This is a genomic window from bacterium (assembly GCA_030647005.1).
Taxonomy (GTDB): domain Bacteria; phylum Patescibacteriota; class Patescibacteriia; order JACPHY01; family JACPHY01; genus JAUSKG01.
On record JAUSKG010000021.1, the window covers coordinates 1 to 25346 of the forward strand.

Annotated in this window: 22 protein-coding genes; 18 read left to right on the forward strand and 4 right to left on the reverse strand. The window is 62.9% G+C overall.

Annotated features, from left to right (window positions below; genetic code table 11):
* Both Q7S96_02210 and Q7S96_02215 read left to right on the forward strand, forming a co-directional pair.
* The coding region (locus Q7S96_02210) for an NAD-dependent dehydratase (GenBank protein ID MDO8463062.1) at positions 1 to 234 on the forward strand (234 nt) is incomplete at its 5' end.
* Positions 235 to 257: 23 nt separating this feature from the next.
* On the forward strand, positions 258 to 983 hold the full coding sequence (locus tag Q7S96_02215) for a hypothetical protein (protein ID MDO8463063.1): 726 nt from the start codon (positions 258 to 260) through the stop codon (positions 981 to 983).
* Positions 984 to 1019: 36 nt separating this feature from the next.
* Here Q7S96_02215 and Q7S96_02220 read toward each other — a convergent pair whose 3' ends face one another.
* Complete coding sequence (locus Q7S96_02220; protein ID MDO8463064.1) at positions 1020 to 3131, reverse strand: hypothetical protein; 2112 nt, start codon at positions 3129 to 3131, stop codon at positions 1020 to 1022.
* 18 nt (positions 3132 to 3149) lie between these two features.
* Between Q7S96_02220 and Q7S96_02225 the strand changes: the two genes are divergently transcribed.
* From Q7S96_02225 to Q7S96_02235, 3 genes are all read left to right on the forward strand, one after another.
* Complete coding sequence (locus Q7S96_02225) at positions 3150 to 3866, forward strand: glycosyltransferase family 2 protein (protein MDO8463065.1); 717 nt, start codon at positions 3150 to 3152, stop codon at positions 3864 to 3866.
* Between the two features lie 10 nt (positions 3867 to 3876).
* Positions 3877 to 5181 (forward strand): class I SAM-dependent methyltransferase, encoded by a 1305-nt coding sequence (locus Q7S96_02230; GenBank protein MDO8463066.1) that lies wholly within the window; start codon positions 3877 to 3879, stop codon positions 5179 to 5181.
* 137 nt (positions 5182 to 5318) lie between these two features.
* Positions 5319 to 6053, forward strand: a complete 735-nt coding sequence (locus Q7S96_02235; protein MDO8463067.1) for a sugar nucleotide-binding protein — start codon at positions 5319 to 5321, stop codon at positions 6051 to 6053.
* A gap of 49 nt (positions 6054 to 6102) precedes the next feature.
* On the opposite strand, the gene Q7S96_02240 is transcribed toward Q7S96_02235, so the two are convergent.
* The 3 genes from Q7S96_02240 to Q7S96_02250 form a co-directional block, all read right to left on the reverse strand.
* Complete coding sequence (locus Q7S96_02240) at positions 6103 to 7266, reverse strand: MFS transporter (GenBank protein ID MDO8463068.1); 1164 nt, start codon at positions 7264 to 7266, stop codon at positions 6103 to 6105.
* A 106-nt stretch (positions 7267 to 7372) separates the two neighbouring features.
* The gene (locus tag Q7S96_02245) at positions 7373 to 8011 is read right to left on the reverse strand and encodes a hypothetical protein (protein ID MDO8463069.1); all 639 of its coding nucleotides are present in this window, start codon (positions 8009 to 8011) and stop codon (positions 7373 to 7375) included.
* Positions 8008 to 8670: a hypothetical protein gene (locus Q7S96_02250; protein ID MDO8463070.1), complete on the reverse strand. Its 663-nt coding sequence runs from the start codon at positions 8668 to 8670 to the stop codon at positions 8008 to 8010. The genes Q7S96_02245 and Q7S96_02250 overlap by 4 nt, the downstream gene beginning before the upstream one ends.
* 136 nt (positions 8671 to 8806) lie before the next feature.
* On the opposite strand from Q7S96_02250, the gene Q7S96_02255 reads away from it, so the two are divergent.
* The 13 genes from Q7S96_02255 (at position 8807) to Q7S96_02315 (ending at position 25343) form a co-directional block, all read left to right on the forward strand.
* Positions 8807 to 9706, forward strand: coding sequence for a hypothetical protein (locus tag Q7S96_02255; GenBank protein ID MDO8463071.1), 900 nt, complete (start codon positions 8807 to 8809; stop codon positions 9704 to 9706).
* A gap of 148 nt (positions 9707 to 9854) precedes the next feature.
* Complete coding sequence (locus Q7S96_02260) at positions 9855 to 11111, forward strand: UDP-N-acetylglucosamine 2-epimerase (GenBank protein ID MDO8463072.1); 1257 nt, start codon at positions 9855 to 9857, stop codon at positions 11109 to 11111.
* A gap of 43 nt (positions 11112 to 11154) precedes the next feature.
* Entirely contained in the window at positions 11155 to 12765 is a 1611-nt protein-coding gene (locus tag Q7S96_02265) for a DUF2079 domain-containing protein (protein ID MDO8463073.1), read from the forward strand.
* Positions 12740 to 13615 (forward strand): class I SAM-dependent methyltransferase, encoded by an 876-nt coding sequence (locus tag Q7S96_02270; GenBank protein MDO8463074.1) that lies wholly within the window; start codon positions 12740 to 12742, stop codon positions 13613 to 13615. The genes Q7S96_02265 and Q7S96_02270 overlap by 26 nt, the downstream gene beginning before the upstream one ends.
* A gap of 33 nt (positions 13616 to 13648) precedes the next feature.
* A complete protein-coding gene (asnB, locus tag Q7S96_02275; protein ID MDO8463075.1) occupies positions 13649 to 15502 on the forward strand; it encodes an asparagine synthase (glutamine-hydrolyzing) in 1854 nt (617 codons plus the stop codon).
* 1 nt (position 15503) lies between these two features.
* Positions 15504 to 16631: a glycosyltransferase family 1 protein gene (locus Q7S96_02280; GenBank protein MDO8463076.1), complete on the forward strand. Its 1128-nt coding sequence runs from the start codon at positions 15504 to 15506 to the stop codon at positions 16629 to 16631.
* Between the two features lie 13 nt (positions 16632 to 16644).
* Complete coding sequence (locus Q7S96_02285) at positions 16645 to 17892, forward strand: glycosyltransferase family 4 protein (GenBank protein ID MDO8463077.1); 1248 nt, start codon at positions 16645 to 16647, stop codon at positions 17890 to 17892.
* A 62-nt stretch (positions 17893 to 17954) separates the two neighbouring features.
* On the forward strand, positions 17955 to 18461 hold the full coding sequence (locus tag Q7S96_02290; GenBank protein MDO8463078.1) for a dTDP-4-dehydrorhamnose 3,5-epimerase family protein: 507 nt from the start codon (positions 17955 to 17957) through the stop codon (positions 18459 to 18461).
* 12 nt (positions 18462 to 18473) lie between these two features.
* On the forward strand, positions 18474 to 19553 hold the full coding sequence (locus Q7S96_02295; GenBank protein MDO8463079.1) for a glycosyltransferase family 4 protein: 1080 nt from the start codon (positions 18474 to 18476) through the stop codon (positions 19551 to 19553).
* Between the two features lie 36 nt (positions 19554 to 19589).
* Positions 19590 to 20366 carry a YdcF family protein gene (locus Q7S96_02300; GenBank protein ID MDO8463080.1) on the forward strand — a complete coding sequence of 259 codons (777 nt, stop codon included), beginning with the start codon at positions 19590 to 19592 and terminating at the stop codon, positions 20364 to 20366.
* Positions 20363 to 22192, forward strand: a complete 1830-nt coding sequence (locus Q7S96_02305; protein ID MDO8463081.1) for a hypothetical protein — start codon at positions 20363 to 20365, stop codon at positions 22190 to 22192. The genes Q7S96_02300 and Q7S96_02305 overlap by 4 nt, the downstream gene beginning before the upstream one ends.
* Positions 22193 to 22388: 196 nt before the next feature.
* Entirely contained in the window at positions 22389 to 23771 is a 1383-nt protein-coding gene (locus Q7S96_02310) for a fibronectin type III domain-containing protein (GenBank protein ID MDO8463082.1), read from the forward strand.
* 69 nt (positions 23772 to 23840) lie between these two features.
* The gene (locus Q7S96_02315; GenBank protein ID MDO8463083.1) at positions 23841 to 25343 is read left to right on the forward strand and encodes a ComEC/Rec2 family competence protein; all 1503 of its coding nucleotides are present in this window, start codon (positions 23841 to 23843) and stop codon (positions 25341 to 25343) included.
* Positions 25344 to 25346 lie beyond the last annotated feature (3 nt).

Consider the following 25346-nt stretch of genomic DNA (forward strand, 5'->3'; position numbering starts at 1 on the left):
ATGACGCAGGACAATCGGAACTACCGCGCGACGAGCGAGCGAGCGCATCACGACCTTGGGTTTGCACCAACGCGGACGATTGATGACGGCGTGGCGGAGCTCGCGGCACTCCTCGCGGGTGGGCGGGTGAAGAATTCGTACGTCTCGCGGTTCTCAAACTACCAGCACCTGAAGCCGTTCCTCGCGGAATATGAAACGCCGTTCGGCGGTGTGCGGTTGGCGGTGCGCGCATGACCGTGCGCATCGTGCAGCGTTGTATGAACGAGCTCTCCATCATCATCCCATGCACACAGACGACGGATGTCGTTCCGGCGTTCCTCGACGAGCTGTCGGAGTTTCTCCTGACGAACCCCGGTGACATGGACGTCATCGTTGTTGCGAGTGATCCGTCGGACCGCCTCGCGGCGCTCGTGCGGTACGGCGAGGAGCGGTACCCGTGGATGCAGCTTCGCGCACTCGAGCGGTTCGGGTCTGCGCGGCGGTTCGGGGCGCTCGCGCGGTTCGGGATCGCGTACTCGACGAGCCGCTACGCTGCCATCGTGTCGCCGTACGGTGACGATGATCTCACGGCGCTCCCCAAGATGCTCAAGGAGCTCCGCGGTGGTGCACAGGTTGCACAGGCGACGCGGTTCGCCACGCCGGAGCATGCCACACGGTTGCCGTGGAGGTTCCGCATGTACCAGCGCGTCTACCGGGTGCTCGTTCGTTGGGTGCTCGGTCACGTCATCACGGATTCGACGTACGGGTACAAGATGTTCGATCGGGTGTTCGTCGTCGCCATCGGTCTCACACAGAATGGGTACGCCATCTGCCCCGAGATTACGCTCAAAGCCCTTCTCGCACGTGGTCGCGTCGCGCATGTTCCGTCGGTTGCGAAGCCGGCGCGTGCCACGAGCAGTTTCTCGCTCCTCCGTGAGGGTCCGGGGTATGCATGGCTCCTCGTTCGGGGCCTCGCGCACCGCGTCGGCCTTCCATGGTTCTAGGGGCTGTCCGCAGGAGATCAGCACACGCACCCCCCATCAGGGGGGTGCGTGTGCATTGCGGATCGCTTCCACGCGTTCCCGCTCTGCGCGTACGCCAGCGGCGTGCGCCGCGTAGCCCGCGAGTCGCTGGTACCATGCGATGATGGCGTCGTCACTGGCACCGGTCTCGTGCTGTGCGGCGGAGAGCATCTGCCACTCGATGCCGGACGGCGTGTAGGTGGCAATCGCACGCGTCACTTGTCGGCGACCATCCACCACGGCGCCGTCCCAGAGCGTGAGGAGGCCGAGGTAGAACGGTGTCGCGTGTGGTGCGATGCCCTCGGCGGCGAAGTCCTCAAAGATGGCGCGCGCAGCATCGCGATTGCCGCGACGTACCTCGAGGAGTGCCAGCTGGAAGCGTAGCGCGCCGTTCATCGGTGCACGCGCGACGGCATCGCGGAGTGATGTGGCCTCCGCCTCGCGATCCCCAAAGTGGCCGTGCATCCAGGCGGCCCGATGATAGAGGTACGAGTTTCGTGGGTGGTGCGCGATGAGCGTATCGGCGAGTGCGCGGGTATCGCGGTAGAGTGCGTCACGCGTTGCATCATCCAGCGGGAGCTGTGCGAGACGTACAGAAGTATCGAGGAGGTCGCGTCGGAGCATGTCATACGGATGTGGTAGTGCAGAGGCACGCTTGAGTGATGCGCGTGCCGCTGTGAGGTGTGCAGGGCGCGGTCCGGCGTCGATCGCAAGCTCGGCGCGCATGCGGTATACCGTGGCGCGGAGTGGCTGGATAGCAATCATGGAGCCGACGAGCACCGCGCCGATGGCAAGTGTGCCGGCCAGTGCACGGCGTACAGGCAGTGTCCGTGGCAATGGTACGGCGTGGTGCGGTTTGGCGGCGTGCACCACCCATCCCGCGAGGAGTACGCTGCCGATCGCGTAGCTCATGAGCGTATCGAAGTTGCCAGCGAGGTATGCAAACGCGGTGGTGAGTGCGAGGATCCAGAATTGCCACGCGGTGGCTCGGGTGTGCTGCCAGCACTGTACCGTGATGACGAGGAGACGTCCGTACGCGATGATGCCGATGAGCGCGCCGGCGATGCCGGCAGTCGCGAGTATCTCCAGCACCACCGCGTGCATGCGGTCATATCGGAACTGCCCGTGGATGTCGTACGCGGTCGCGAAGACGTCCGTTGTTGCGTCGTTCCAGAGGAGGTCGAGATTTCCCCAGCCATACCCGAGCACCGGGTGGTTGGCGAGTGCGGTGGTAGTGCCGCTCGACCAAATGTGCCAGCGGATGGCTGCAGAATCCGCAAGTGACCGATACGGTCCAGCGAGCGCGTCGTGGCGCGCGGCAACGATGGCGAGAGCGAGGAGGCCTCCAACAAGGAGTGCTCCATACGTCCAGCGCCGGTGTGTGAGCCAGCCCACCGTGAGCAGCAGCGCGGTGCCCAACAGGAGCGCGGTAGACGATGCCACGAGCGCAAGATACCCTAGAAACACCATGGCAATGGCCCACCGCCTCCTCTCCGCAGCGGAGCGATGCTCCAGCATCGCGTGCACGTGGCACACGAGTGTGAAGAGGAGGTAATGTGCGAAGAAATTGGCGTTTCCGAGCAGTGCGGTGCCCTGGAGTCGCCACGTGGCCGATGCGAAAAATGGAAGGTGCTGCAGGAGCGCGTCGAGTGTGAGCACGGCGATCGTCGCGAGGCCGAGCGTCATCGTCATGTGGAGAAACCGCGTGACGCGCGTGTGGTCGCGGATCATCCATGTGAGGAGCAGCGCGTACATGCCGACATGTGTGAGGAAGAGGAGGCCATCCGTTCGCTCGGTGTCGCTGAAAATGCTGAAGCGGACGTCCGCCCCAGCCATCGCCGTGCAGGTGAGGATCGCAAAGAGCGCGGCAAACCATGTGTGCGTTCGCGTCCAGAACGGTGCGTGATGGGCATCGTGTATCACGAGGATCCCGTACGCGGCGATGGCAAGCCAGACGCACGCCTGAAACAGGAGCGTCCGGCCAAAGGGGGTTGCCGTTACTGTCCAGAGTCCCGATGCGCCCCACGCGTGTTGTGCGAGCATCGCCGTTGCCTGGCTGAGGGGAATGGCGAGCGGGGCGGCCAGGAGGACGAGCACTATTCTTTCGATTGTGGATCGGGAGTGCTGCATGGAGTATTATTGTAGCGTATGCGTGTCTGCATCATCATCCCCATGCACAACGAGGAAGCGGTGGCGGAGCAGTGCGTACGGACGGTGCTGCCGTACCTCGATGCGCTACCCCACGCGACGTCGCTCTGCATCGTGAATGACGGTTCGCGTGATGCGACACCACGCATCCTCGCGGATCTCGCCGTGGAGCTTGCGGACGCGCGGCTCGCGGTGTGCCATCATGACACGAATCGCGGGTACGGCGCGGCGTTGCGGACGGGTATCCGCCACGCGATCGACGGCGCATTTGACTACGTGCTCTTCATGGATAGCGATTTGACGAATCATCCAAAATACTTGACGCTATTCTATAAGCGTATGAGCGAGGGGGTACAGTACATCAAGGCCTCGCGGTATACGGTAGGGGGTGCAGTAGCGGGTGTTCCGTTCATACATCGAACGTTTTCGCGAATCGGAAATAGCGTAGCGCGACAGTGCTATGGCTTGCCGATCCGTGACATCACCAACGGCTTCCGCGCGGTGCACACGACACTCCTGCGGCAGATGGTATTCACCGAAGATGGTTTTGCTATGATCTTGGAGGAATTGACGCAGGCCAAGCGTCTTGGTGCGACATTCTCTGAAGTACCATATACGCTCACGAGCCGTGGTCGCGGTGAAGGATCGTCGCACCTTTCGTACGGTTTGAAAACCTGGAAACAATACCTCGGTCACGCGTTGCGTGCGAGACAGTAAACGATTTTTTATGTCGCTCACCACCACGAAAGCGCAGCAGAAGATCGGTACGTTCATTGCACACCGTGACTGTCGGTTCTGCGGTGGAACGAATCTCCACACGATTCTCGATTTTGGAAACGTCCCACTCGCGGGCGGGTTCCTCAAAGCCGAACAGTTTGCCGATGAGGAGTACTACCCGCTTGACCTCAAGGTCTGCACGGATTGTACGCTCGTCCAGGTGCCAAACGCGGTATCCGGCGAGAAGCTTTTCCGCGAGCACTACTTCTACTTTTCCTCAAAAATCCAGACGCTCGTGACGCACTGCGCGGCGTTCGCGCAGGACGTGGTCGATCGGTTCCTCGCAGGGAAGTCGGATGCGAGCGTCTTTGAGATCGGGTGCAACGATGGCGTCATGCTCCGGCCATTCGCGCAGCTCGGCGTGACGGCCGTGGGCATGGACCCCGCGTCGAACGTCGTTGCTTCCGTCGCTCAGGATGGTTTCACAATCTACGACGACTTCTTCAACGAGGAGACCGCGAAGCGCGTGCGCGCCGAGCATGGACAGTTCGATGCGATCACGACGAGCTACTCATTCGCGCATATTGATGACATGCGCAGCGTGCTCCGTGGTGTCCAGGAGATCCTCAAACCGGACGGCGTGCTCGTTTTCGAGGTCTACTACCTCGGGACGCTCATGGACGAGATGCAGTACGACATGATCTACCACGAGCACTGTTCGTACTACTCGCTCTCCGCACTCCAGCACTTCCTCGCGCAGTTCGATATGGAGATTTTCGACACGTACTTCACCCCCGGCGTCCGTTCTGGCGCAGTACGTTTCTACGCGCGGAATGTTGCGGGCGCTCCACGGCCCAGAACGGAATCCCTCCGCGCGATGGAGCAGTACGAGGCCGAGCGCGGGTTTGGGACGCTCGAGACGTTCCAGGGCTACGGCGCGAAGGTGGAGAAAACCCGCACCGACCTCCTCGCGCTCCTTGATGGACTCAAGGCCAAGGGCAAGACGATCATCGGCTACGGCGCGTCCGGTCGCGGTACGACGATCATGAACTACTGCGGCATCGGCGAGCAGTACCTCGATTACGTTGTGGACGATGCACCCGCGAAGCACGGCTACGCCACCCCCGGCACGCACGTCGCCATCCATCCCTGGGAGAAGACGCAGGAGGGGAAGTTTCCCGACTACGCGCTCCTCTTCGCCTGGAGCTTCGCGAAGGAGGTCTGCGCGAAGCGCGCCGACTACCTGCGCGCCGGCGGCAAGTTCATCGTCCCGCTCCCGGAGGTGCGCGTCATCGGAAAAGAGATTTTGGAGTGATGCCTCTTTCTGATCCTCCCCCTCTCCATGCAGCATCGCATTCTTGTTCTCGGCAACACCGGCATGCTCGGCCACATGGTCGAGCATGTCTTGGGATCAGATGAACGATTCGACGTGCGCAGTGTCGGACGCGATGCATGCGATGCCTCCTCTCCTATCCCCCCCCTCATCTTGAGGGGGGGTGGAGCCCGGACTCCATCATCAACTGCATCGGCATCACCGCGCGGCACATCAACGATGCCGACCCCGCATCTGTCGCCCGTGCGATCGTGGTAAACGCCGCGTTCCCGCACGCGCTCGCTGCCGCGGCGGCCGCGCATGGCGCGAAGGTCATCCACATGTCCACGGACGGCGTGTTCTCCGGCAATCGCACGGAGCTATACGCCGAATCGGACACGCCCGACGCAACCGACACCTACGGTCGCACGAAAATTCTCGGCGAGTCCCGCGCACCAAACGTCCTCAACATCCGCTGCTCCATCATCGGCCCGTCGCCCCTGAAGCGCGAGGGACTCTGGGAGTGGGTGGCGCAGCAACCGGACGGCGCGACGATCTCGGGCTACACGAATCACCTCTGGCACGGCGCAACGACGCGCCAGTTCGCGGAGCTCTGCACGTCAATTATCGCGGACGGCCGGTTTGCTACGCTCCGCGCAGCAGGTCCCGTGTTCCACTTCACCCCGAATGAACCGGTCACAAAATACGATCTCGTCTGCGCCATGCGCGATGCGCTCGGGAAGCGGTTGACGATCACACCCGTCTCGCACGCACAACCCGTCACGCGCGTCCTCGTATCGCGTGGGGGTGCTCTGCCTCGTCAGGACGTTCGCGCTGTACTCCGTGCATGCGTCGAAACGCGGACATCGCTGTAAAAAACGGTTTGAGAACACCCCACCGCGTCATGCGATGGGGTGTGGTGTGTTAGCGGGCGGTATCTTCCGCGATGCGGCGGCGGATGTCTGCGTGTGGCGTTCGTCGGATGGGGTGGTAGCCCACGTATGTGGCGGCGATGAGTGCCGCAGCGGTGAGGAAGAGTGCATCACCGTTGAGTATGAGCGGCAGCGCGAACGCGATGGTGAGTGCTACGGATTGGACGAACCACGTGAGTGCGGAGAACGCATCGAGCGTTGCATCGGTCGTCACGTCACCGACGAGCGCGAATGTGAGGGTTCGGGCGAGTCCAAAGTTGAGCGCGAGGATGGTGATGGCGATCACGAGGAGCACGGGGGACGTGGCGATGGCGAGGAGACCAATGCCCGCGATGCCGAGCGGGAACGTGACGAGCGTCAGCCCGCGACGACCGATGCGGTCGGAGAGCGCGCCGAGCGCGTATGCGGTGACGATGGGGGTGAGGTAGAAGAGTCCAACGAGCGTGCCGACGGCGAGCGTCGTGCCAAACACGTCCTGGATACGCAGCGGTACCACGCCGAGTACGAATCCCTGGATGCAGTTGAATGGGAACCAGATCATCGCGATACGGAGCGCGCTCGGGCTGTGGAGCATCCGGAACGCTGCGTTCCAGTTCCGTCGTTGGACATCGCCGCGCAGGTCGTCCAGCCGCGTGAGGAGGATGAGCGCGAGGAGCGGTACCGTCGCGAACGTGGCAAGGCCGATGCGGTACCCGGCGTGCGGGAGGAGGATCCCCAGGATCAAGATGCCACTCGCCGCACCGACGGAGAACATCGTCGCAAAGCGTCCGGCATCCGCGCCGTACGTCGCTGTGCTGCTCGCGCGGACGAGGTACGCGCTCTGCGCGACCCAGAGCACTGCAGCGGCTGCGCCGAGCACAATGGACGCCCCGAGGATCGCCGCGGGGGATTCCGTGAGGAGCGAGAATCCGTAGAGCGCGTAGGGGCCGACGGCGGCAACCATACACCGCTTCGCGCCGAAGCGCGCGACGATACTCGCGGCCGGCAAGCTCCCCACCATGAACGCGACGTAGACGAGGAGGAGCGAGAGGAATCCGATGTGCGCGGTGCCCAGGGATCGGAGGTACATCGTGATGTACTGTTGGAATCCATCAAAGCCAAAGAAGATGAGGAGGAAGCTCATCCCGAGGAGCCAGAGATTGCGTGATGTGCGCATGGGGGAACTCCGTGCGTTGTGAAGGATGCGCGTACCGTAGCGCGGACCGTATCCTCTGTCAACGAGAGAACACCCCTCGCCGCAGGTGCGGAGAGGGGTGTGGTGGTCAGCGGAGGAGGACGTACGTGGCGAGGGCTCGATCAAGCGTGCGCACGTTGGTGTAGTGGTGGATCTGCATGCCGAGGCGGTCTGCGCGGGCGATGTTCACGAGGTCGGCATCCACGAGGAGGACCCGCGCGGGGTCTTCGCCGAGTTGTTCGAGGACGTGCTCGAGCATGCCGCGTTCGCGTTTGAGCCCGTGGAGCTCGTGCGATCGGAACACGAGACCGACGTGGCGCTGCAGATCGATGAGCGCGCACTCACGCCTGGTCTGCCACGGGTTTGTGTCCGTGATGGCGTGGACAGAGATGTTCGCCGCGGTGAGCGCTTCCATCCTCGACAGGATCGCCTCGTTGATACCGTAGAGGTGCGCATCGTGCGCTTGTCGTACCGTCTGGTAGTCCAAGCGTGGCAGGGTATCGTAGTCCGCAGGCGTGATGTGGAATTTCACGATGTTTTCGTGGAACTGCATCACGCTGATCTCGCCCCGTGAGAATGCCGCGTAGTGCTCGTTGGCGAAGAAACGCCGTGCTCCCTCCGGTGTGATGCCGAGGTCCTCCAGAATCACCTCCGTGATCCTGTGCGCCGCTCGGATGATGACCCCGCCGACATCGAAGAGAACAACGGTGATCGCGTTCGTGCTCATCGTGCACTCCGTTCCATGTGGGCGCGCTCGCCCAGGTACTCGTGGAGCTGCCAGAACTCGGCGAGGTCGCCTTTGGCTTGGTACGCGGCGATACGCTTGAACTCGGCGTGGATGTGCTCGCGGCGTGTCATGGCTTCGGCTCCCTGGGAGCCAAAGACGACGATGCTCCAGTTCGTGTGTGGCGGTGTTTGCGCGTAGACCACGAGCGGGGCGTCGCCCATCGCACGCACCATGCCGAGGAACGCGCGGAGGATTTGGTGCGGGTGGGTGACGATGGCGACGCGTCTCCAGGAGCGTTCACGGGCGAGCGCGAGGAACGCGTCGTTCTCGTCGCGCGTGTGGAAGGCCGGGCGCGTGCAGATGATCGCTTCCGGTGGTACGCCGAGGAAACAGAGCTGGTTCGTGTACTCCACTGCGCCAGGCCAGGCCTCGCCCGGCGTTGTTCCGCCCAGGGCCTCTCCCGCAGAGCCGTTGATGGCGATGTACTGCGCGAGGCCGCGGCGTTGCTCGCTCGCAACGAACTCGATGAGTCCACGCTGATCCCCGTTGGCCTTTGCGTGGAAGAGGAGTGCGTCGACGGGTGCTTTGGGCTGATCGGACAGCAGCATGCACGTCGCGCGGTAGACATCGAGTGCGTCGAGGGGTGGTCGTTCTGACACGGGATACCTCCTTCGTGAGTTGTGGAAAGGGCACTGCGAACTTCTACGACTGTCGCACACGTTTGCTGTGGTGTCAAGCGGGTGGTCCTTGACCCGCATGTCGATGCGTGGTACGCTCCGGAAAGATTGCAGTTCCTTGCAGCACGAACATCAACCGAGGAGGTGGGAGTTGGAAGAGCCATTCGTTGTTCCACGCGCGCCGGCGAAGACGCTCATCACGTCGACGACGCCGTTGCACGCGGTGTGTGTGCACGAGGTAGACCGCAGGACGCCGGTGACCGAGGAGGTGTCCGCGTACGCCGAGCGCATCGCACAGGGTGTGGTGCGCATGAGGGCCACGGGAGTACCGGTGCCGTTCAACGGGCCGCTCGCGAACATCGTGCGGTGGACGAGCGAGCATCAAAACATTGTGCTCTTCACCGAGCGAACGGACTACTTCACCTACCTCGCGGCGTCGCACCTGCACCGTGATGATCCTGCGAAAAACCCCATCCGCCCGCTCGCGGTTGCGGTCGCGCCGTTCGGCGAGCGCGGGATGTGCTACCTCCAGCGACGCAGCGGTGTGACGGAGATGGCGGGGAACGTCCACATTTTTGGTGCATCGGTCGCGCCCGGGATGTTCCCGGATGACATCATCGCGCGCGTCGCAGAGCAGAAGCTCGGCGTGGATGTCCCCGACGGAGCGTTCACGCTCACGGGCATGGTCCACGAGGCGGTCCAGAACGTCCTCACGGTGACGTACGCCGTGGAGCTCAACGCTGCGGATGTGGAGCGGGTGCGCGCCCACGTCCATCATGACCTCATCGAGTTGTCCGCGACCGACGAGCACGGTATCGAGGAGTTCCTCCGCGAGCATCCTATCACGCGGTGGAATCCCGACGGCTTCCTCGGCTTCCTCGCCGGCCTTCGCCTCGCGAACCTCCGAACCGCCGACGAGCTCAGCGTGATCGAGCAGCGCACGCGCGAGCACCTCGCGGAGCACCCCTACCGCTACGTCTACCCCGCACAGCACTACCTCCGCGCCGCGACGCTGTAGCACCAACGAGCACCCCACCGAACTTCGGTGGGGTGCTTTTCCATTTCGCTTGACCGCGTCACCCCCCCGCGGTGCAATGGGAGCAAGGATCTCCTGGAGTGGGGCGTGTGAGATTTCTCATTTCGCTCGAAATGACGCAATGCAAGGTATGGCACATTTGGCTATCGTCCTCGGCATTCGACCGGATGTCATCCGCGCATCGCTCGTGCTGAACAAGCTCCGTGCGCAGCAGAAGCACCGGATCACGTTCATCTGGTCCGGGCAGCACTACTCGGACAACCTCAAAGACGTATTCTTCCGCGAGCTCGACGTCGCGAAGCCGGACCTGGAGCTCGGCGTGTCGGGTGACAGCGACGCGGCGATCGCGGGCGCAATGATCCAGAAGCTCGCGCCGGTGCTCGTGGAGATCAAACCCGATGCGGTCATGTTCCTCGGCGACACGAATACGGTCGTGGGGTGCATCGCGTGCGGGCAGCTCAACATTCCCGTTATCCACTTTGAGGGATGCTGGCACTCGTACGACTGGCGTATGCCGGAGGATAAGTACCGCCGTCTCATTGACCACATGTCCGATGTCATCTACACGTACTTCCCGGAGTACAAACTCCAGGGCATGGTGGGCGGCCTCAACCAGAAGGGCATCGTCGTCACGCACGGCAACCCCATCGTCGAGATTTTGCAGACGTACTACTACGACCGGAAGGAGCAGTTCGAACAGCTCGCGTCGCCGGCATTCTTCGCCGAGCGTGGTATCACGAAGGGGGAGTACTACGTCATGACGTGCCACCGACGCGAGAACGTGCACATCCGCGCGTCGTTCGAGGCCATCGTGCGGCTCATCGGCCACACGAACCGGAAGGTGTACTTCGCCGCGAGCTACCGAACACAGAAAGTGATCAAGGAGTACGGGATGACGCTCCCGCCGAATGTCATCATGGTGGACCCGATCGGCTACGTCGAGCTCGTCGCGCTCATGGTGAACTCCCGCGGTGTCATCACGGACTCGGGGACGGTCGTCGAGGAGACGTGTGTCCTCCAGGTGCCGTCGCTCCAGATGCGCAAGGCGACCGAGCGTCCGCAGACGTACGACGTGGGCTCGAGCGTGAAGTTCGATCCCGACCGCGCTGCGGACTACGACTTCGACGTCCTCTACGCAAAGTTCGAGGCACTCTACGGTACGACGTGGCAAAACCCGATGGGCGACGGCAAGGCCTCCGACCGCATCGTTGCCGATCTCCTGCGCCGGCTCGACGAGACGGACGATGGTTCCGGCCCGGGTTTTCACATGCACGCGCCCGAGCTCTCGCACTACTGGGTGGGACGGTCGTACGGCGAGGACGGGTTGCCAGAGCCCACAGCGGAGCAGGTCGCTGCGATGCGGAACACGGCACGCGCCCGCGCGTGACGTGAGCGATGCGTATGCATCCCACGCACAGCGCGGTGAACGTATGATCAGCGCAGCACTCATCGCGCAGTATGGCGTCGGCATCGCAGTGTCGGCACTCGCAGCTGCATGCGCGTTCGCGTTCGCTGTGCGGAGCGGACGGACCGTGTCGCGGGGGTTCCTCGTGGGCGCAATCGCCGTCGTGCCGGTCTTCCTCGTGATCGCGCAGCTCCTGAAGTACGCGTCGCTCCACATGTATGTGGACCTCGCACATTGGCTGCGCCTGTTCCGGAGCATCGTGGAGACCGGTGTCCCGACGGTCATGAACCAGGCGTTCATCGTGTCGGGCACCGCGCACTATTTTTCCGTGCACTTCGTGCCACTCGTGTATGCTCTCGCAGTGCCGTTCGCACTCGTGCCGCGTGCGGAGATGCTCCTCGTGGTGAACGTGTTACTCATGGCATCGGCGGCAGTGCCGCTCGCACTCCTCGCGAAGCACCGCACGGGTGATGGGCGGTTCGCACTGCTGATCGCGGCACTCTTCCTGTGGTATCCGACGTTCCAGTACACGACGCTCTACGAATTTGAAATGCTCCGGCTCAGTATCCCGGCGCTGTGCTGGATGCTCTACGCGTGGGAGCGTCGGCGGATGACGCTCGTGTACCTCTTCGCCGTGCTCGCGGTGCTCGTGCGGGAAGAGGTGGGGCTCACGGTAGGCATGTTCGGCGTGCTCCTCCTCGTGCAGCGTCACTATCGCCACGGCATCGTGCTCGCGCTCGGGGGGTTTGGTGCATTCGGGATCATCACGAGCGTCCTCATGCCGATGTTTCGGAGCGGCTCGTACGAACACGTCGCACTCGGCGCGTTCGGCGCACTCGGGCGCACGCCGCTCGCGGTGCTCATCGGGATGGTGACGCACCCCCTGCGTGCGATGGCCATTGCCCTGCACCCGGAGAAGCTCGCAAATCTCGTCATGTATGGGGTGCCGCTCCTCGGCATCCCGCTCCTCGCGCCAGCGGCGTTGCTCCCGACGCTTCCGTCGGTTGCCATTGCGCTCCTCTCCGCATCACGTACGCACTCATCGTATTTCCTCTACTACCTCTCGCCCGCGATCCCATTCATCTTCTGGGCGTTCGTCTGCGCATGGCCGCGGGTGATAGTGATTGCGGAGCACCGCGCGCGGGGTGCGTACGGTGCGGACACAGTGATACACGCGCGCGGCGCGATCATGGTAGCCGTGATCGTCGGTATGTTGGGCGCACAGGTGTTTTTTGGGCCATCGCCTCTCGCGCTCCAGTTCTGGGACACCAGGTTTCGTCCGGCACCATTCCGTACGCAGTCGTTCCACTGGTCGGCGTACCATACGGATGCGGATCAGGACGCACTCGCGGCGGTCATCGCGGTGATTCCGCGCGATGCAATCGTTTCCACGCAGCAGTACCTCATGCCTCGGCTCGCGCATGGAGGTGGCGCCATGGCGTACCCGCAGCTCGAGAGCGTTGATGGCACTGCTCGTGCAGCGTTCGTGCTGCTCGATGACACCAATCACGATCTCCAGTCGGACAGTCCCGCCTATGTGGACGCGGCGATGCTCGATATCGTGCGGCAGGATCGTGTGCACTGGGAACGCATCGCGGCACAGAGTTCGTATGCACTCTATCGCTTTCGACCGTGAGCCGCGCATGGTCCGCGGACTCCCGCGGTTCGTCGCCGACGAGCACTATGCATCGTCGTTCGGGTTGCAGTGGATGCGACATGCGCGTGCACAGCTGGACGTCACGACCGGACAGCCGATTTCGTACGACCGGCTCTTCAGCGTGACGGGGTGGCCAGCGCGCATGGAGGGTGAGCGGGTGCTCGAGGCCGGGTGCGGTGCAGGGCGGTTTACCGCCGTGCTCGCGGGGAGTGGGGCAGCGGTCTCCAGCTTTGATCTCTCGCAGGCCGTCGAGGCGAATGCCGCGAACCATGGGAACTTGCCGAATGTCCGCATCTTCCAAGCGAGCATCACCGATATTCCGTTCGCACCGGGCCAGTTCGATCGTGTCCTGTGCCTCGGTGTGCTCCAGCACACGCCGGATCCCGCCGCTGCATTCCATGCGCTTGCCGCGCAGGTACGGCCAGGCGGAGCGCTCGCAGTAGATGTGTACCGACGCGACCTCCTCGCACTCCTCCAGTGGAAGTACGTCCTGCGGCCGTTGACGAAGCGGCTTCCGCCTGCGGTGCTCTACCGCGTGATTGCACGAGCGGTTCCGGCGTTGTTGCCCGTTGCGCGTACGGCGCGGCGCATAGTCGGTCGCGCGGGCGCACGGCTGGTGCCCATCGCCGAGTACGGCCACCTTGGCTTCACGGCGGACATCGCGCGTGAGTGGGCAATACTCGATACGTTCGACATGCTCAGTCCGCAGCACGATCATCCCCAGACGCTCGCAGCCGTCCGACAGTGGTTTGCGGACGCCGGGTTTGTGGATGTCGTGGTGGAGAAGGGACTGAATGGCATTATCGGTCGCGGGACTCGCCCCCGGTGAGATGTGTAATGTGAGATTCGCGCGCAGCGCGCTATGTGCGGTATTGCAGGGATCATTGGTACTCGCGACGATGTCACGCCTGCACGCCTCTCGGCGTTCGCGGGTGCTCTTGCGCACCGTGGACCGGATGGCGCGGGCGCAGATGTGGTGGGCGACGGCGTGGGGCTCGTGCATACGCGGCTCGCCATCATTGACCTTTCCCCGGCAGGGCGACAGCCCATGCGTGATGCCGCGGGGAACTGGGTGACATTCAACGGTGAGCTCTACAATTATCGTGCGCTTCGCGCGGAGTTGGAACATTGCGGTCGCTCGTTTCATTCGCAGAGCGACACGGAGGTGCTCCTCGCCGCGTACGCGCAGTGGGGCGCAGCGTGCGTTGAGCGATTCGATGGCATGTTCGCGTTCGGGCTCTGGGATGCGTCCGCGCGGACGCTGCTGCTCGCGACGGATCGGTTTGGCATCAAGCCGGTGTACTGGTGGTGCGATGGACGGCGCTTCGCGTTCGCGTCCGAAGTGCGGGCGCTCCTCACAAGCGGCCTCGTGCCTCGTGTGGTCAATCGCGATGCGGTGGCGTCATTCTTTGCATTTGGCGCGGTGCAAGCGCCCGTATCCATAATCGTCGGCGTCTCGCAGCTCCTTCCGGGCCACCGACTTTGCTTTGATGCACAGCGCGGGACAGCAGTGATAGAGCGATACTGGGCGCCGCCCGCGCCCGATGCCTCGCCCGCGAGTGCCGATGATGTTGCCGTCGCGCTCCGCGCCGCGCTTGAGCGGCATCTTGTCGCGGACGTCCCCGTGGGTCTCTTTCTCTCTGGCGGCGTGGACTCGAGCGCGCTCGCTGCCCTCGCGCATCGCGCCGGGGTTGGGGAGGCGCTCACCGCGTTCACCGTCACGTTTGCGGAGCGCGCGTATGCCGAGGGCGCGATTGCAAGGACGGTGGGGGAGCGGTTTTGTGGCGCGCACCGTGAGCTCCTCGTCACGGATGCGGATCTCGCACGCGATCTCCCCGCGTCGCTCGCGGCGCAAGACCAGCCGACGATTGACGGGACGAATGTCTTCATCATCGCGCGCGCGGCACGCAATGCCGGCATGAAGACGGTGCTGTCCGGCCAGGGCGGCGATGAGGTGTTCGGCGGCTACGAGACGTTTCGGCGGCTCCCGCGCATGCTCGCGCACGAGCGGTATGTAGCGATGCTCCCGCGCGCAGTGCGGACAGCACTCGCAGCGGGGTTGCTCGCCCGTGCCGCAGCGCATCCTGCGCGCGCGAAAATGGCCGCGTACCTCACCGCAGAACGGGGTGCGGCGGCGTGCTACGCTATCACGCGTCAGCTCTTTCACGCACAGGTGCGCGCGCTCCTGCAGCCGGAGTGGCGCACGGCGGTCGGCGTCACGCCATGGTATGCGTCGGATCTCATCGGTCGCGATCCGTACCATGCGACGAGCGTGCTTGAGTTTTTCGGTTATCTTGCAAACACGCTTCTGCGCGACGGCGATGTCATGAGCATGGCGCACGGCCTCGAGGTGCGCGTGCCCTACCTCGATCACCACCTCGTGGAGACCGTGCTCCGCGTTCCCACCACGGCATCGCAGCATGGCGCGTGGCCCAAGGCACTGCTGCTGGACGCAGTGCGCGACATGCTCCCGCGCGCAGTGTACGATCGGAAGAAGATGGGGTTTACATTCCCGTGGGAGACATGGCTGCGTGGGCGGCTTCGGCCGTTTGCGGAGGAGACGCTTGCGGGGTTCCCGGCGGACAATGCGCTCGGGGTCCATCGCGGCGCGTGTGTGCAGCTCTGGCAGGACTTCCTCGCGCACCGTGGGAGCGTTACTTGGGCTCGTGCGTGGGCACCGATTGCGCTCATGCGGTGGGCGGATCGCAATCTGTAGTATGCGTATTGCGCTTACACTCCTCTCGGGGATCGGGTACGGTGGTGCGACATACTTCCGTCACCTCCTTCCCGCGCTCGCCACTGCGGCACCGGAGCACGAGTTCCACTGCTTCGTGCCGCGCGGCCATCGCATCATGGAGGAGGTTTGTGCACCAAACATCACCTACCACGCAGTGCTCGGCGAGCGGACGAGCGCACTCGATCGATTTCGGTTTGAGCAGCACGCACTCCCACGGGAGCTCGCGCGTATGCGCGCGGACATCGTGTACACCGCCAAGAACATTACGATTTTTCGCGCGCCATGCCCGCAGGTCATCGCGATCCGCAACATGGAGCCGTTCCGGTACCGCGCGTTCGCCAATGCGCCGATGCTCGATACCGCGTCCCGCGTGAAGTGGGAACTCACGAAGCGATCCCTCCGCGCGGCCACGGGGATCATCGCGGTATCCGCGGCCGTCCGCGATGCGGTGGTGGAGCGTTTTCCCGACGCGGAGCGGAAGGTGACGGTCGTGTACAATGGAACGCCCGCGGTGTCATTGCGAGGAGTCGGCGACGAAGCAATCCCGGTCAATGTGCTCCTCACCGCTTCCAAGTTTGTGGCGTACGCAAACCAACTCACACTCCTCGAAGCGTACGCGATACTCTGTCGCGAGCGATCGGATGTGCCGGAACTGCATTTCGCGGGTGGTATTCACGATCGTACGTACTTCGCCGCAGTGCAGCGTCGCGCCGTGGCACTCGGCATCGGAGGCCGCATCCGAATGCTCGGCCTCCTCCCGCAGGACGATCTCCACGCACGCATGCGGCGAGCGTGCGTCTTCGTGTTTCCATCCATGCTCGAGTCGTGTCCGCATACGCTTCTCGAGGCCATGGCGTGTGGCGTCCCGATCGCGGTGTCGGCAACGCCGCCAATGCCGGAGATCTGCGGCGACGCCGCAGTGTATTTCGATCCCCGCGCTCCCGCACAGATTGCACGGACGATCTCGCGGCTCCTTGATGACGCCGCGCTTCGCGCTCGTCTTGTGGTCGCGGGTCGCGTGCGTGCGCAGCATTTCACATGGGAGCAAACTGCCCGCGGTCTGCTCGGGGTGTTCGCACGTGTTGCCGGAGCAGTACCGACGCCGTAGCGATTGTTGCTCCATGCACATCCTCCTCATTACCATCGCGTATCCGCCGGAGATTCGTTCGATCTCCATTATGCTCCGCGAGCTCGCGGAGGGACTTATCGCGCGTGGCCACCGCGTGACGGTGCTCACCGCGATGCCGCGCGCGAATCTTGCGGGCGCTGCGGCGCACGCCGTGTTGCCGGAGGACACGATCGAGCGTGGCGTACGCGTGCTCCGCGTGCAGACGCTCCCCACATCGCGCGCGCCGTACGTCGTTCGTGGCATCGCGCAGCTTGATCTCCCGCGCCAGTTTCTCCGCGTCGCACGCCGCCATGTCCGCAGTCGGGTGGACGCGGTAGCGACATACATCTCCCCGCTGCCGCTCGCGCGCGTCGGCGCCATTATCGCACGCGCACACGGCGCGCGGCATCTCTTGAACATCCAGGACATCTTTCCGCAGAACGCAATAGATCTCGGCATCATACGCAACCGCGCGCTCATCGCGTACTTCGAGCGCATGGAGCGCGCCGCGTATGCAAACGCCGACATGCTCACCACGCACACGCCCGGCAGCCGCCGATTCCTCATGGAGCGCAAGGGCGTGTCGTTCGAGCGCGTGGTTGTGGTGCCGAATTGGATTGATTGCGATGCGTGGGATCGTGTGCAGGCGACCGGTGCATTTCGGGAGCGCTACGGCCTCACGGGGAAGTTCGTCATCGGTTTTCCCGGTATCCTCGGCCCCGCGCAGCACCTCGACGCGGTTCTCGATCTCGCGGCGCGCGTTCGCGACCTCTCGGACATCCGGTTTCTCCTCGTCGGTGACGGGGCCGAGCGTGTGCGACTCATGCAGCGTGCACGCAGCGAAGGGATTGCGAATGTGCAGTTTGAAGATTTCATTGATCCCACGGCGTACCCTGCGTTCGTCAAGGAGCTTGATCTCGGGCTCATCTCGCTTGATCCGACGTATACGACATCCATGGTGCCAGGGAAGCTCACCGGATTTCTTGCTGCAGGCCTCCCGGTCCTCGCGCTCCTCAATCCCGACAACGATGGTTTCGACATCATCGCGTCGGCGCAATGCGGCGCCGCATGCCGCGCGGATGATCTCGATGCTGCCGAGCGTCACCTTCGTGCACTTCACGAACATCGCTCCACGCTCCGCGCAATGGGGGAGCGGGGACGCGCGTACGCAGCGGCACACTACGCTCGCGACCGTTGCATCGCCGAGCTTGAGCGGCTCCTGCTGGTTCCTGCGCGCGCTGGGGACCTCGCTCCTCGCTAAATAGTGGATCAATACAGCTCCTTGCTTGCGGTGTATACGCTGGGTACGATGGAAGACAGTGTATGTACCCGACACCGCACGCCGCATCAGCTCCGATAACTCGCACCGCCATCCTTCCGCCGTACACGGAACCGACGTTCCTCGACGGCGGGGGTCTCGCGGTAGACGACCGCGGGGCGGTGGGCTTCGTGAACGGGTTTGCGTTCCAGGGCGTGCAGCGGTTCTACGTGTTGACCAATCACCAACATGGGTTCATCCGTGCGTGGCATGCACATCGGCGAGAGGCAAAGTATGTATTCGTGGTGCGCGGGGCTGCACTCATCGGAGCGGTGAAAATCGTTGGCGATTGGGAGCACCCGGCGAAAGATGCGCCAACACTGCGCGCGGTCATGTCGGCGCAGAAGCCGGCAGTGCTCTACATTCCTCCTGGCTACGCGAATGGTGCGATGTCCCTCACCCCAGATGCGACGATCATGTATTTTTCCACGGCGACGATGGACGAGACGAAGAACGATGACGTTCGCTACGACGCGCGGTACTGGGATTGTTGGAGCGTCGAGGAGCGGTAGCGCGGCACTCGTATGGTTTTTGGCATTGCGATCGGGCTCGCACTTCGCATCATCGCCGCGCTCGCGGCGGTGTTTGTGTTTGCATTTTTGCTGACATGGGCGATGCATCGGTTTGCGATGATGCGGCGATGGTTCGATGTACCCAATCATCGGAGCGGACACGCGGTCCCCACGCCAAACGTGGGCGGTATTGCATTCTCGTTTCCGTTCCTTCTCGTTCTCGTGTATCTCGGCAGCATGGGGTTTCGGCCGCACCTCATGTGGGCGCTCCTCGGCGGCGGTGCGCTCGTCGCAGGCGTTGGCTGGGTAGATGATCGGTGGAATATCCGTGCGCGATGGCGACTGCTCGCGTATGCGATCGCCGCGGTGTGGGCGCTTTGGTGGATTGGCGGCATGGCAGATCTTCGCGTCGGCGTGACAACGTTATCGCTCGGCTTCGGTGGCACCATCCTCGCGTTTGTGACGATCGTATGGATGAGTAACCTCATGAATTTCATGGATGGCATTGACGGACTCGTCGGCGCGGAGACGATGCTCATCGGTAGCGTGCTCGGCGTCATGCTGTTTCTATCTGGGCAGGTGTTCCTCGCGTTCATTCTGTGGCTCCTCGCGGCGGCAACCGCGGGGTTCCTCGTGTGGAACTGGCACCCCGCGAAGATGTTCATGGGGGATACGGGCAGCGTACTCCTCGGGTTCACGTTCGGGGTACTTGCGATTGCCTCGGAGCGCGTGGGCGCAGTGCCGGCACTTGCATGGTGGATCATGTTCGGGTTGTTTTTCGCGGATGCCACTTGGACCACGCTTCGGCGCATCCTCCACGGGCATGCGTTCTACGAGGGGCATCGTGCGTTTTCGTTTCACCGCGCCGCAGTGCGGTATCAGCGGCACGACCGTGTGACGATCGGTGTCCTCCTCTGGAGTGTGCCGTTCGTCGTGTTGGCGTGGACTGTCTGGCGATATCCCCTATTCCTCCTTCCGGCGCTTGGCGCATCGCTCCTCGGGAGCGCGGTACTCTGGTGGTGGTACCAGGAGCCGATGGTATCCCGTCGCGCCGTCGTGGGGGCACCGGATTCCCGTAGCGCAAGGCACTGATCAGTGGTAGTTGGTACGATACACGGCACCCTGCACATGTTTCTCCTCCTCAAACTCTTTAAACCCTTCGTGCTGCCGCCGACGCTCATAGCGATTGGCTTCATCGCTGCGCTCGTGTTCGTGGTACGGCACCGCAGGCGGTGGGGGATTGCGATCCTCGCGTGCACGCTTGGTGTGTACTACCTCCTCGCGATTGAGCCGATAGCCGCGATGCTCGCGTGGACGCTCGAGCGGCCGTATGGTGCTTCTGCCACTGCATCGGTGGAGCGTGTGGACGCGATCGTGGTGCTCGGCGGGGGTGCGCGTGCCGAACCAATGCCTGAACTCGGCGGGTCGAGTTTTCGTCGGCTTTGGCGGGCTATTGCATACTACGATGATCTCGGTGGACAGGTGCCTATCGTTTACAGCGGCGGCTCCGGCGATCCCTTCGCGCGTGATGCGGTGGAGGCGGATATTGCGCGTCGTATTGTCGTGCGTGCGGGCGTGGAGCAAACACAAATTTTTTTAGAGAAAGGGTCACGGACGACGTATGAGAACGGCGTTGCCACCCGTGCGTTGCTTGCCGAGCGGCTCCCGCACGTGCCACAGCCGCGTATTGCGCTCGTCACCTCCGCGTGGCACCTGCGGCGGGCGACCGGAGTATTTACGAAACTCGGTATGGACGTCGTTCTGGTGCCGGCGGATTTCATGAGCGGAGCATTCTCATTGGACCCATTGAGTTTCTTCCCCAGCGCGGCCGCATTCGCAGATTCGGTGACGAGTATCCATGAGTGGGTGGGGATTGTGGGGTATCGTATGCAGGGGCGACTATGAATCATTTGCGTTCCTTGCTCATCACCCAGTGGCAGCAGTGGTGCGGCGACTGCCGCCGCATGGTGGTTGCACTTCGTGCCGTAGATTTCCGCGTCACCGCGCGCACGTTTTTTCGCCGCGATTGCGGCGCGTTTCTCGTGTACGCGGCGCTCATCGTCATCCTCACGCCACCAGTTGTCGGCTGGCACATTCGTGCGGCGTTTTACGGATACGCACTCCTCGTCTTTTGGGTCGCGTGGTCATACCTTCGGTCGCCACGACCACTCGGCACCATCGCAATGCGGAAGCATGAAGCGTTGTTTTTCCGCGTGCTCCTCATCGTCGCGGTACTCTTTTTGTTCACGACGCGAATTTTGCCATTCATTCGTTACGGCATCGCACCGCTCGGCTACGATACCGGCTTCTACCTCTCCTCGCTTCCCGGCTCCATCCAGAGCATCCTCGCGGGCTACGGACATCGAAACTTTCGCGCACTGGTGTTCCTGCCGCTCCAGTGGCTGGAGATTCCCATCATCGTATCCTTCCATGCGGTCTATGTGCTCGTGCAGCTTGCGATTGCTGGTGCGATCTACACGCTCGCGAAAACAATCCATGTCGGTCTGAAGACGCGATACACTGCGACCGTCGTGTTTCTCTTTGCGGTATCCATTCCGCAGTATTTCGCATTCTGGTGGGCATACTACCAGACGGAGATTGCTATTGCCCTGCTCCTTCTTATGCTCGCGTTGCTGCATCGGCGATCATGGGTCGCCGTACTCGTCGGGTTGCTGGGCGCGATCATTCATCCGGCTACGTTTTTGCCATTTTCCATCGCGCTCATCTGTTTTCTTATCGTTCGGATCGCGCGGTCGCTCGTGCGTATGCTGCCACTGGATGGCGAGACACGTTTTTTGCTTTTCTTTGGCGTGCTTGGGACGTACGTTGCACAATTTCGGTACGCGGACATTAAAGCGTTCGTGCTCGTCTATTTACGGGAGACGGTGTTGAAGTACGGGTGGTTTTGGACAAACTATCCTGCCACACTCCAGCCGCAGTTCACTGGTCTCTACGTCAATCGGGACATCGTCCACCTCGCCGTGGTGTACATTCTGCCGTTCGCAGCGTTGGGTGTGATGGCGTTTTTTTTACGGCGGCTACGGTACTCGCGCGAATCGTATCCGCTGCCGCTCTGGTTCCTCTCCATCTTTCTCGTCATTCTCCTTGCGTTCGCGCTTACGCCGATCATTTACCAGCACCGCTGGCTCATCTACCTCGATCTCGTCCTCGTACTGTTTGCGGCGTATCCATTTGTGATGTTCATTCACGCTTTCCTGCGCGGTTGGCTTGGCCGAGTGGTCATCGCGCTGCTGCTTGGCGGGTTGATGCTCCACGCATCACTGATCGTCGCTGATCAGCAGCCACAGCTCTACGCGGATGAGCGTGCGGAGATTGCAGCGATCCACACACTGGCAGTGGAGCCGTCGTACGTGATGGGAACGGAATCACAGTACACGCCATGGCTCATTGCGTTCTCCGATATGAACGTCGTGGATCCGGGATACGGAAATTTGAATCAGTGGGATTACGATATGTGGGATGAATTCTGGAATGGAGCGAGCGATGCGCGGCGGCATGAGCTCCTGACGATGTACGATCGGCCACTCTATATTTTCACGGGTCGAACAGTGCGACATGGTTCCAAGTATATGCGTTTTTTGAAGGACGCCCCGCAGGTGGATCGCGTGAGCGAGTATTTTTGGAGGTATGACCCACGAACGGTGAACGCAGACACCATTGCGCGTATGCGTATCGCGGAGAGATTTTTGGACGGATTTGTGGTAGAATGAATGTAGGGTCATTGTCGGGTTTGGTGCTGTGGATTGCTCTGCGATTGAATGGTTCCGCTCGGTAGAGCGGCATTCATGCACAGTGACTACAAGCGACATCTGCGATATTACTTTCAAGTAAGGGTGCTCTTGGTCGGAGCATCCTGTGGATAACATTCCATCAGCATCGTGTCATTTTCTGGCGCGAGCAATCTCTATGAGCAAGCAACTTCGTGGGCTCGGTCGGAAGGTCACCGATCGGCTCAACAGCGAGAGTCAGGGCGTTCGTCGGCGATGGCAAGCCATTATCGGTGTGACATTCATGGCTGTATTCGTGGTGGCATCCGTTGCAGTGAACCAGACCGTGTTGGCGCTCAACAAGGCAGCAGGAAATTACGGGTACGTGTCTGGGACGTACGGATACAATGCGAGTGTGACATCGTCCGATGCACTCCCCGCAGCGCCGACTTCGCTCTCCTCCACACCGACGGTCTCTGGTGCGGATCTCTCGTGGACTGCGCCGACGCTGACGACGACCGGCACGTCGCTCAACAACCTCTCGAGCTACAAGATTCACTACAACACGAGCTCACTCTCGTCGTGCTCAGGTGGATCGTCCACAACGTCAAGTAGTGCGAGCGCAACGCTCACGGGCCTCACCGCCAGCACGACGTACTACGTTGCGGTTTGTGCGGTTGACGGGAACACGAACGATAGTGCCGCACTAACCGGTTCGTTTGCCACGGTGGCATCGAGTAGTGGCGGTGGTGGCGGCGGTGGTAGTGGCTCGGTCTTCGGTGCCGTGGTCTCTGACGCCGCGCAGAGCGCAGCTCCTGGAACGCCGGCATCTGTCGCAGTGCAAGCAGTGCTCGCCGCGATTCAGGCACCTCGCAATGCTGCATCCGTCGCTGCACAGCTCGGCGTTGCGGCTCCGTCCGCAGAGGCACTGAGTGCTGCGCAGGCACTGGTGCAGAAGGTAATTCCCGCCGCGCGTCTCGCCGCGCTTACCGCAGCGGTATCCGAGTCACTCAAAGCGTTCGTCGTGCTCGGCCCGGAGGGCGTGACGGCAGCGCACCCGGTCGTCAAGATCGGAGCCGGTGAGCGCGCATCGCTCCTCGAGGCCTTCCAGCACTCGCAGGGCGGAACGCTCCCGACGACTGCACGGCAATTCCAGTTCCTCACCGCGCATATCGTTGATCCCGATGTCCTCGCCTCTGGCTCAGCGGATAACGACGTCACCAAGCTCTTCCCCGACCTCCGCAACCTCACGATTGAGGGCGATGGTCTCAAGGACTTCACCAACTGCAACGCACGACCGCCGTCGGTTGATACGAAGGGCGTGAAGCTTGTAAAGGCGCAGCAGGACAAGGAGTGGGCATTCGTGAAGTACACGGGATACCAGCTCAAGGTGGATCCGGCGAAGCGCTCACTCGGCGCAGAGGCCGCAGCGATCAAGAAGTTCAAGACCGCGAAGCTGTCCATCTACAAGAATGGGGTGAAGACGGAGAAGGCGGCAGGGAAGAATCCCGCAGACCTCTTCGACTGGAACTTCATCCGCGCGGCAACGTACTCCGGTGCCCCGACCACCTGTCTCAAGTAAGAGCAGTGGAACGAACGAGCCCTCGCACGACGCGAGGGCTCGTTCGTTCATGCGGTAGAATGGAGGACTATGGTTCACCTCCAAACGCCCACGGTCCTCCGCGCGTGTCTGGGGTGTCTCGGCGGCATTGCGTGCGCGTCTTGGTTGTTTGCAATCGACGCGCTTCCGATGTGGTGGACGGTCGTTGTGGTCTCGGTCCTTGTCGTCGGGTGCGTGCGGCAGTGGTCGCCCGTCGCATGGCGTAGTGGAGCGGTCGCCGTCATCGCGTTCGCGCTCGGGATGCTCCGGTTCCTCGGTGCTGTGCCGCCCCCTGCGGATTTCGCGTCGTCTACGGAGATCTCCGGTCGGATCACTCGCGTGGAGTCCATTGCGAAAGGTCGCATGCGCGTGATGGTCCGCACCGCGGAGGCCCGCGTCCCCGTCGTGGTCTTCGCGCCGCAGGTGGTGCTCCGCTACGGCGACATCGTCCGCATCCGCTGCGTGCTCGCGCAGTCCCATGCGTCACGGGAGCGGTTGACGAGCGCGGGGACGTGCGCGGTGCGCTCCCCGGATGCGGTCCGCGTGCTCGCGCACGGCGCGGGGAGCCCCACGCTCCGCCTACTCGACGAGGTACACGCGCACCTCGTGGCCACGGCGGGAGCATCCCTCTCGCCCCGCGCGTACGCCGTCGTCGCGAGCGCGGTGCTCGGAGACCGCGGGGCACTTCCGGACGAGCTTCGTGATGCGTTCCGGAAGACGGGGACCATCCATGCCCTCGTCATCTCCGGCGGGCACATGACGATCATCGGCATGCTCCTCCTCATCGCATTCCGCGTGCTCCCGGTCACGCATCGCGCGGCGCGGTGGAGCACGCTCGTCGCACTTGGTTCGTTCGTCGCGATGACTGGATTCACGCCCTCGGCCGTGCGCGGCGCACTCATGGTCGCAGCGTTCATCGCCGTTGAGCTCCTCGGTCGCGTTGCGAGCCGCCTGCGCGTCCTCGTGCTCGTCGCCACCACGATGGTGGTCGTCCACCCGCACGTTCTCGCATTTGATCTCGGATTCCAGCTCTCCTTTGCTGCGGTTGCGGGCATCGTACTCATGACTCCGCTCCTCGAGCGTGCGATTCCGAGAGCATCCGCGCGCACGCGCGAGATCACGTCGGGCGTCGCCACATCACTTGCGGCGACCATTGCGACGGCACCGCTCCTCTTCGGTGCCTTTGGGACAATCTCGCTCATCGGTGTCCTCGCGAACATCCCCGTGCTCCTCCTCCTGCCGGCGCTCCTCATCGCGGCGTTCGCCTTCCTCCTCATCGGCGCGCTCCTCCCATCGCTCGCGCCGCTCGCGGCATGGCCGGTGGACGTGCTTGCGCGGAGCGTCGTCTGGCTCGTCGAGCGGGCGGCAGCGGTACCCTGGGCATCGGTTGATGGTGTCACGCTCGACTGGTGGTTCACACTCGCACTGTACGTCGCGCTCACGTTCGTTGTGCTCCGTGCGGCATCACGGTGCGGCATGCCACTCCTCTCGCCATTCCGACATCTCTCCACAGATGCTGCCCTGCTCACGGGCGGTACACTGGAGAGGCGATAGCAA

Coding starts and splice junctions, on each gene's coding strand:
- Q7S96_02305 (MDO8463081.1), top strand. CDS start 20,363: ATGAATCATTTGCGTTCCTTGCTCATCACCCAGTGGCAGCAGTGGTGC.
- Q7S96_02235 (MDO8463067.1), top strand. CDS start 5,319: ATGCGATGCCTCCTCTCCTATCCCCCCCCTCATCTTGAGGGGGGGTGG.
- Q7S96_02230 (MDO8463066.1), top strand. CDS start 3,877: ATGTCGCTCACCACCACGAAAGCGCAGCAGAAGATCGGTACGTTCATT.
- Q7S96_02295 (MDO8463079.1), top strand. CDS start 18,474: ATGGTTTTTGGCATTGCGATCGGGCTCGCACTTCGCATCATCGCCGCG.
- Q7S96_02245 (MDO8463069.1), bottom strand. CDS start 8,011: ATGAGCACGAACGCGATCACCGTTGTTCTCTTCGATGTCGGCGGGGTC.
- Q7S96_02280 (MDO8463076.1), top strand. CDS start 15,504: ATGCGTATTGCGCTTACACTCCTCTCGGGGATCGGGTACGGTGGTGCG.
- Q7S96_02310 (MDO8463082.1), top strand. CDS start 22,389: ATGAGCAAGCAACTTCGTGGGCTCGGTCGGAAGGTCACCGATCGGCTC.
- Q7S96_02290 (MDO8463078.1), top strand. CDS start 17,955: ATGTACCCGACACCGCACGCCGCATCAGCTCCGATAACTCGCACCGCC.
- Q7S96_02225 (MDO8463065.1), top strand. CDS start 3,150: ATGCGTGTCTGCATCATCATCCCCATGCACAACGAGGAAGCGGTGGCG.
- Q7S96_02285 (MDO8463077.1), top strand. CDS start 16,645: ATGCACATCCTCCTCATTACCATCGCGTATCCGCCGGAGATTCGTTCG.
- Q7S96_02215 (MDO8463063.1), top strand. CDS start 258: ATGAACGAGCTCTCCATCATCATCCCATGCACACAGACGACGGATGTC.
- asnB (MDO8463075.1), top strand. CDS start 13,649: ATGTGCGGTATTGCAGGGATCATTGGTACTCGCGACGATGTCACGCCT.
- Q7S96_02220 (MDO8463064.1), bottom strand. CDS start 3,131: ATGCAGCACTCCCGATCCACAATCGAAAGAATAGTGCTCGTCCTCCTG.
- Q7S96_02315 (MDO8463083.1), top strand. CDS start 23,841: ATGGTTCACCTCCAAACGCCCACGGTCCTCCGCGCGTGTCTGGGGTGT.
- Q7S96_02265 (MDO8463073.1), top strand. CDS start 11,155: ATGATCAGCGCAGCACTCATCGCGCAGTATGGCGTCGGCATCGCAGTG.
- Q7S96_02300 (MDO8463080.1), top strand. CDS start 19,590: ATGTTTCTCCTCCTCAAACTCTTTAAACCCTTCGTGCTGCCGCCGACG.
- Q7S96_02270 (MDO8463074.1), top strand. CDS start 12,740: ATGCACTCTATCGCTTTCGACCGTGAGCCGCGCATGGTCCGCGGACTC.
- Q7S96_02240 (MDO8463068.1), bottom strand. CDS start 7,266: ATGCGCACATCACGCAATCTCTGGCTCCTCGGGATGAGCTTCCTCCTC.
- Q7S96_02260 (MDO8463072.1), top strand. CDS start 9,855: ATGGCACATTTGGCTATCGTCCTCGGCATTCGACCGGATGTCATCCGC.